Source organism: Clostridium tagluense (assembly GCF_003865095.1).
In the GTDB taxonomy this organism is placed as follows: Bacteria; Bacillota; Clostridia; order Clostridiales; family Clostridiaceae; genus Clostridium_AD; species Clostridium_AD tagluense.
On record NZ_BHYK01000078.1, the window covers coordinates 1 to 4280 of the forward strand.

Annotated in this window: 3 protein-coding genes; 1 reads left to right on the plus strand and 2 read right to left on the minus strand. The window is 30.5% G+C overall.

Annotated elements, in window-relative coordinates; translation table 11 throughout:
* Nucleotides 1-524 precede the first annotated feature (524 nt).
* Nucleotides 525-1322: an endonuclease/exonuclease/phosphatase family protein gene (locus Ctaglu_RS24375; RefSeq protein WP_125006630.1), complete on the minus strand. Its 798-nt coding sequence runs from the start codon at nt 1320-1322 to the stop codon at nt 525-527.
* A gap of 1 nt (nt 1323) precedes the next feature.
* The gene (locus Ctaglu_RS24380) at nt 1324-2991 is read right to left on the minus strand and encodes a PTS transporter subunit IIBC (protein WP_125006632.1); all 1668 of its coding nucleotides are present in this window, start codon (nt 2989-2991) and stop codon (nt 1324-1326) included.
* Between the two features lie 445 nt (nt 2992-3436).
* Between Ctaglu_RS24380 and Ctaglu_RS24385 the strand changes: the two genes are divergently transcribed.
* Nucleotides 3437-3907: a GreA/GreB family elongation factor gene (locus tag Ctaglu_RS24385; protein ID WP_233439953.1), complete on the plus strand. Its 471-nt coding sequence runs from the start codon at nt 3437-3439 to the stop codon at nt 3905-3907.
* Nucleotides 3908-4280: the final 373 nt, after the last annotated feature.

Sequence of the window (4280 nt, forward strand, 5' to 3'; positions counted from 1 at the left end):
CGCAAGCTCATTACATACTTTTTAGTCTTACGACTAAAATTACTTTTTTATCTAAAGTAATTAACTGGTCTAGCAAAATGTTATTTCGCTATTTTACCTATTTCTCTGTTTAATTTTCAAAGACCAATTTGCTTTGCCATCATGTGACTACTTTTACTATTCTACTTTATATTGCTTGCTTTGTCAATAACTTTTTAAAATTAATTTTCATATAAAAATTTATTAAATCGTAATTAACATCTAGCTTTCTGCGCCATTGCTTTGTGGCTACAAGAAATATTCTATCACATAAATAAGTGCACAATTCCAGCGAATATACACTCTAGCTAGATTATCTTCATAATCCTACCTATATGTTTAATTGATTCAATATATCTCATTCCGATACGCATGGCTAATTATCATTATTAGTTTCATACATATTTATTTTAGCCTTAGACGTACCACAATGGTTTTATATTTTCAGAGCTATATAGTTAAAAAATAAGAATACCAAATTAGGTATTCTTATCTTTGGAATTTTCCTATAAGGACGAATCTATTTCCACTCCATAATGATCTGATACTACTGAACCATTTTCGTCGTTAAATATTACTTTAGAATATTTAACATCTATATCTTCATTTACTAAAATGAGGTCTAGCCTTAAATCATTTTTATTTAAATCCCATCCATCTATTTTACCCTTTACAGTTACCCCACAATCTTTTTCACTAGCAAGTGTAAAAGTATCTCTTATTCCTTTTCCCATTAAATAATCATAGCCCTCATTTCTTATAAAAGCATTATTATTAAAATCTCCCATAAAAAACGTTAGTCTATTTTTTTTTATATTATTAAGTAATTTGCCTACTTGTTCTCTAAAAGGTTCCTCTTCATCCTGCCACCATCCTAAATGACAGGAGTAAAAATCTACCATTTCACTATTTATTTTAATTGAGGCTCCTACAACCACTCTAGTTTTCCAAAACTCCCGATTCGTGCTGTTACTTATGAAAATTGAATTTTCGCCACCTTCTTCTATTTTATGTTTAGTTATAATACTTACTCCTTCTTCATATATATCATAACCTATATGTGAAAATCCCCACAGCATTGTGTATTCTTTACATCCTAATTTCTCTAACTCTTTTAGCAAAATCAAAGCAAAGTTATCTTTTTTTATGTTATCATAAGCTAAATTTTCGTTTATAGATTGACTTACTTCCTGTAGTGCAATTACATCATATTTTTTTTCTTTTATGGTATTTGCAATAATTTTTATCTTTTCATATTGATTTTCTTCTATCCAGGAATGACAATTCAAAGTTAATAATTTCATTTTAAACTCCTAGTATATCTATAATATCTGATTTTAAAACATCTGCCTTTGGTCCATATACAGCCTGTACACCATTTCCTTTAATTATTAAAGCTAATGCTTGGTTATTTTTCCATTCCTTTTCTTCCTTTACCAATAAGCTATCTTTAACCGTTACTCGAAGACGGGTCATACATGCATCCACATCTACAATATTCTCTTTCCCTCCGAGTAATTCAATAATAGCTACAGCTTGACTCCCTTTTTTACTAGCATCAACCTCTTGCCTTTCAGTAGACTCTGTTAAATCATCTCCCATGTCAATTTCATTTCCATTACGACCCGGAGTTGCTATATTAAATTTACTAATCATAAATTTAAATACGAAATAGTTTATGCAGAAAAATATAACTGTAACTAATACATATCTTATCAAATCACCTATAATTCCTGCTTTTACAATCATAGGTATACGTGCCACAAGCTCTATAACACCAAAACTATGAACTCTTAAATTAAATATATCTGCGCACATAAATGCAAATCCTTGTATAACTGCATAAGTGGCATATAATATTGGTGAAACAAACATAAACATAAATTCTAAAGGTTCAGTTACACCTGTTAAGAAAACCGCGATGGCTGCTGAAAAAAACACTGATTTATATTTTGCTCGTTTTTCCTTAGCTACACTTTTATACATAGCAAGCGCAACACCCATTAATGATCCGGCTCCTCCAATCATTTGTCCAACCTTGAACCTTGCTGGATGAACTGTTGCAAGTAAGTTACTATATGTGCCCATATCTCCAGCCGCCTTTAAGTTACCTAAGTCAGTAACCCATGCAAGCCAAAGTGGATCTTGTCCCAGTATATACTTGCCTATATTAGCACCAGTTAATACTTTATATGACCCACCAAGATCTGTATAGTTTATTGGTATTGTAATCATATGATGAAGCCCAAAAGGTAATAATAGACGCTCAAGTGTACCATATATAAATGGTGAAATAAATGGTGCAGTATCTTGTGATGTTGCAATCCACATGCCAAATCCATTTATAACTGATTGAGCAAATGGCCAAACTATAACAAATGCAAATGCAGTAACTGCGGAACCTGCAATAACAACAAATGGTACAAAACGTTTACCATTAAAAAATGCAAGCGCATTTGGTAATTTATTATAATTATAATATTTATTAAATAAAACCGCCCCAAGAAAACCTGAAATAATACCAACAAATACTCCCATATTTAATGCTGGAGATCCAAGAACAGAAATAAAGTAATCCTTAACCAAAAGTTGTTGACCGGTTAACGAGGTTACCGTTGCATGTACATCTGTAAGCATCTCGTTTGTAATATTAAATACATTGCCAGTAATTTTATTTATTAAAATGAATGCAATAAGTGCTGCAAATGCTCCACCAGCACGTTCTTTAGCCCAAGATCCACCGATAGCTACAGCAAATAACAGCCCCAAATTAACTATTATTGCCCAACCTATACCTCCTACAACTCGTGATAAGGTTTGCATAAATGAGGAATTAGGTGCCACTATTCCTATAACTGCTCCTAATGAAATCATTAGTCCACCTGCTGGCATAACTGCAACTACTACTAATAGTGCCTTACCAAATTTTTGCCAAAAATCAAACGAAATTATTTTTGATTTACTCTTAACCATATTCAATTACCTCCATTATTAATTTAACAGCTCTGTATCACTTGAATTTTTAGATTTGTAATCATACAATATATTTTAAATATATTGTATGATGATTTTATTCAACTATGAAGCAATGCATCCATATTAAATTTTCTTTAGTTAAAAATGATTTATTGGATAATTTTATACTTATTTTAGTTTATGCAAACGTTTGCCCTAATAATTAAATTATATTTCATAGTTAAAATATTGTCAAGGCAATAAATTTATCTAATGTTGGTGTAGCTACAAATTAACACAACATAAAAAAATGTTCTTTATACTACACGGAATATAAATATCACTTGTTTTACACTTAGTAATGGTCTAAAATTATAATAAAACTTATTTTGATATAGTGGCATGATTCAAAGATTATCTAATAACTAACTCAGTAATACTATAAATTAAAGAAGGTGACAAAATTAATAATAAACTTACTAAAAAAGATGTTGAAGAACTTCAAAAAGAATTTGATTATCGCAAAGGTCCTTTAACAATGGAAATTGCCCATGAAAAAATGATAGCTGCAGCTCATGGTGATAGAAGTGAAAATGCTGAATATAAAGCTGCCAAAACAAATATGTACGAGAACTACAGAAGAATGGGTTACTTAATAAAAATGATTAGAACTGCTGAAATTATAGATGATGTTATTGTTAATACTAGCGGCGCAAATGTAGGTGATAAATTGCTGATAAAATTTGTTGGCACTGATGACATAGAAGAAATTGAACTTGTAACAACATTGCAAGTGGATATAGCAAATGGAAAGTTTAGTATAGAGTCTCCAATAGGGCGAGTATTGTTTGGGATGTCCATTGGAGCTATAGTAGAGGTAGAATCTCCTGATGAAAATTACAAAATAGAATTAGTAAACATAACTAAAGTTTAATTGCATTCTTATTGACCTCTAGTATTTTAAAGTTTAAGAAATAACCACTTTATTAAATAGTTCTTTCAATAAACTCAAAAGATACCGTTTAGATTAAACTATACTTTAATCTAAACGGTATCTTTTGTTTTATATTATTATTAAACTATAGTATTCCCTTTTTCACTAAAATGCTCATTAACTTGCCACCTTGTGCATTTTTTAGGTATTTGCAATATTACTAACAATTATAATCTAATTCTCTTTAATCGAGTAGGAGCTAAATAATTAATTTATTTAGCGACCTCTCACACCACCGTGCGTACCGTTCGGTACACGGCGGTTCAATAAGAATTACCTAATCATAAATTTTTCAGTTAAGGTTATAAAGCCT